Below are 3660 nucleotides of genomic sequence, written 5' to 3'. Positions count from 1 at the left end.
TTAATGCAAGGGATAGTATCCTGTCTGCAAGTTCAGGATTTTTAGATAAAAGAGAGCCATGGAAATACGTACCGAAGGTATTTTTATAAACGCATCCCTCAAAACCGTCTTCCCCGTTGTTACCAAATCCAGCTTTAACTGTGCCAAGTGGGGTTAAGTTGTTAATATAGGTTCTTCCAGAATGATTTTCAAAGCCTACATAGGTTTCATCGAAAGCTTCATTATGAATAACTGTGTTGCCTATGAAACGTTTATTCCCGCCTTCGGTGTATATATCTAAAATTCCAAGACCCTCAAGCTTCTCGCCTTCAGGAGTAGTATAATATTTTCCAAGCAATTGATAGCCACCACAAATGGCTAAAAACACTTTACCACTTTCTATATATTCTTCCAGACCTGATTTTTTTAATTCTATTAGGTCAGGGGAGACAATAGCCTGCTCATAATCTTGTCCTCCACCGAAAAATACAATATCATGATCCTCAGCTTTAAAAATATCACCCATAGATATATTAACAATGTTTACTTTAATGCCACGGAGCTCAGCCCTGTGTTTTAGTATTAAAATATTTCCTACATCCCCATATACATTCAATAAATCAGGATATAAATGACAAATATTAATTTCCATATTATTATTCCTACCTCACATTCGAATTTTAATTTTACGTCCATTAAGTCCCGTGTATTACCAAATTTTATCTATGTAACCTTTAGCATGTAAAAATTTTCTTAAATTTATCATGGCAGTATAGGTAGCTAGTATATAAACTATGTCGCCGTCACAAGCTTTAATTTCGCTTAGTAAGGTTTCTTCTTCGCTACATAAAAGGAAGGCATCTGATTCGAAACCTGCTACTTTAAGCCTTATTGCCATATCGTACATACGTATTCCAGATATCATGATTTTGTTAATATCAAGAGAAGTTAAACGTTCAAAATTTACGTCCCAAATCCAAGAAACATCTTTTCCATCCGCATAATTATCATTTAGTAAAAGAGATAAATTTATTTTCCTTTTGTCCAGATTAATAGTGTTTACAGCTTCATCATAGCCAGCAGGATTTTTGACTAATATTATTTTGACCTCGGTGCCGTCAATATTTAATGTTTCTTGTCTACCAAAGCTGCTTTCCACGGTTTTAAGAGATTGTGCTATAGTATCATCGGAAGTACCTAGTGCCTTTGCTACGGAATATGCACATAGGGCATTATAAATATTATAAGTGCCTGGCTGGTTTATATAATACTCCTTATTATTAAAGTAAACCGTGGAACCGCTGGTGGTTACTTCAAGAATTTTATCTACAGAGTATGTAAGTGCTGGACGTTTATAGCCACAGCCAGTGCAATAGAAATCGCCTAGATGGTTGTATGTAATTAAATTATAATGATAAGGTGCTTTACATATTGTGCAAAACTTAGCATCTGCGTTGATATCTACAATTTTATTTTCATTAACCACAGTATTAAAGCCATAATATATTATATCGTTTTTAACATTAAGGTTTCCAAGTAAAGATTCGTCTCCATTAAGAATAAGAGTGGAAGTAGGAGTTTTTTCTACACCTTCTAATATCTTTTTGAGAGTTGTATATACCTCACCATACCTGTCCATTTGATCTCTGAATAGATTTGTTATAACGATGATACTCGGAGATATGTATTCAGTTATAAACTTAACATTAGCTTCATCTACTTCTATTACAGCAATTTTTTTCACAGTAGACTTTTTAAAAGAATAATTTGAAATAAAACACGCAATTATTCCGGTATACATATTAGCGCCAGTATTATTGGTAATCACTGGCTTATTGCTATCTTTTACAATATCGTAAATCATGCTTGTGGTTGTGGTTTTACCGTTGGTGCCGGTTATGAGTATAACATCATAACTCGCTGCTATGGTTTTCAAAATATCCTTATCAAGCTTTAAGGCGATTTTGCCCGGGAAATTTGTTCCGCCTCCAAATGAAAGCTTTGATAATTTCATAATAAACTTTGAAGCGAGTATACTGAGCAATGACTGAATTTTAATTTTAAACACATCCTTTAATTGTACTTATGTAATTTCATGTGCATTAGTTATTATTGACATTTATATAGAAAAACCTATCACTTATTTTATAACATAGTTTAATAAATGTCTAATTTATTAATGTAATTATGTTACAAAATTAATTGCTGTGGCTTTTTAGTTATGTTTTTGCTAGAATATTACTATAAGGCAAGGCATATTCTAGAAATAACAAGTCAGTATACTAGTCTATTCTAGCCGGTCTATTCTAGCTGAGTGTATTTTTTCATATTCCTAATATTTAAAGAGGTGAGGTTATAATGAAATTAGATGTACGGAAGTCCTTGTTAAGTAGCATTAAAATAAAGGAGTTTAAAGTCAAAAAAGTTGTATTCTATTTAGCTACTTTGTGTGTTATTGCTACAACTATTACCATTATAACTATAACACACAAAACATCATATTTAAGTAATTTAGTAACGGAGGCTGAAAAACATTTTTTCGCACAGGAATATGATTTGGCTATTGAGAAATATAGTGAACTTGCAGTCAGCGGAAAGAACTCTCCAAAATGGAATATTAAAATAGCAGAAATTTACTCTGTTAAGAATGATTTAAACAACTCATTAAAATATATTGATAGTTCAAAGAAATATGAAGAAATAGACGCGAGTACCTATAATTGAATGGTTTTCACAGAGTTTATGAATGGAAAATATGAGCTGGCGTTAAAAGACGGGACGATTGCATTAAACAAATATCCGAGAGATAAGAGTTTAATAAAAACTATGTTTACTGTTTATATGGCAAATGACAAGGCGAGCGAGGCAAACAAGAGTATAATTAGTTACCCTGTGGATAAAAACTCTTCCTATGATACCGCAGAATATTCTAGAATGTTAATGCTTGTGGATAAATGGGAAGAAGGGTTTAGTGAATTAAGACGTGCTTTTGAAATGGATATGGACGAAATAACGTTCTATGATATTTAGGCACTAATTCATTTAGTTTATTACAAATATTCAATAGTTATATTAAAATAAACAACTGAAAGGCGTGTTATTTTGAACAAAGGATATGTTTATTCAATTTCTTCTGCTATATTGTTTGGAAGTGCGGGGCTTTTTGTTAAATTAGCTTATGCAGGAGGAATTGATTCTATAAGTTTATTAACGTTACAATATATAATAGCCGTACCATTTATGTTTGTACTGATGTATATTTTTAATAAAGAGTCTTTTAAGATAACAAAAGCACAATTATTAAGACTTTCTGTACTTGGCATCATTGGAAATACATTTATGACGGTATTTTACTATATGTCTTTTAACTATTTACCTATTCAAATGGTGGCTATATTATTATACACATACCCCATAATGGTATTTATATATGGTGCTGCGATTAAAAGGGATTCTTTAGGTTATACGAAGCTCTTTGTGGTGGTTTTAGCATTTTTTGGCTGTATTCTAACTTTGGACCTACTATTTGGACAGTTTAATTATTCTCTTAAGGGAGTGATCTTTGCACTGCTAGCTGCAATGTTTTATGCTTTTATGAATATTTATAGCGAAGAAAGGTTGCAAGGTCTTGCGCCACTAGCTATAAATGCTTATTCTACTTTTTTTTCGTTAATATGCCTT

The 3660-nt window shown here is 32.0% G+C and carries 5 protein-coding genes; 3 read left to right on the top strand and 2 right to left on the bottom strand.

Annotated elements, in window-relative coordinates; genetic code table 11:
- Together JJE11_RS16515 and JJE11_RS16510 are read right to left on the bottom strand one after the other, a co-directional pair.
- Positions 1-631 (bottom strand): glutamine amidotransferase (locus JJE11_RS16515; protein ID WP_291637596.1); only part of this gene is annotated, 631 nt, incomplete at its 3' end.
- A 57-nt stretch (positions 632-688) separates the two neighbouring features.
- Positions 689-2047, bottom strand: coding sequence for a Mur ligase family protein (locus JJE11_RS16510; protein WP_291637594.1), 1359 nt, complete (start codon positions 2045-2047; stop codon positions 689-691).
- A gap of 290 nt (positions 2048-2337) precedes the next feature.
- Here JJE11_RS16510 and JJE11_RS16505 point away from each other — a divergent pair, with 290 nt between their 5' ends.
- From JJE11_RS16505 to JJE11_RS16495, 3 genes are all read left to right on the top strand, one after another.
- Entirely contained in the window at positions 2338-2703 is a 366-nt protein-coding gene (locus JJE11_RS16505) for a hypothetical protein (RefSeq protein WP_291637592.1), read from the top strand.
- A gap of 18 nt (positions 2704-2721) precedes the next feature.
- On the top strand, positions 2722-3009 hold the full coding sequence (locus JJE11_RS16500; protein ID WP_291637591.1) for a hypothetical protein: 288 nt from the start codon (positions 2722-2724) through the stop codon (positions 3007-3009).
- 72 nt (positions 3010-3081) lie between these two features.
- Positions 3082-3660: DMT family transporter (locus JJE11_RS16495; RefSeq protein ID WP_291637590.1), on the top strand; the 579-nt coding region annotated here is incomplete at its 3' end.

It is taken from the genome of Clostridium sp. (genome assembly GCF_016650095.1).
GTDB lineage: Bacteria > Bacillota > Clostridia > Clostridiales > Clostridiaceae > Clostridium_AD.
This window is presented reverse-complemented; position numbering and strand designations above follow the sequence as displayed.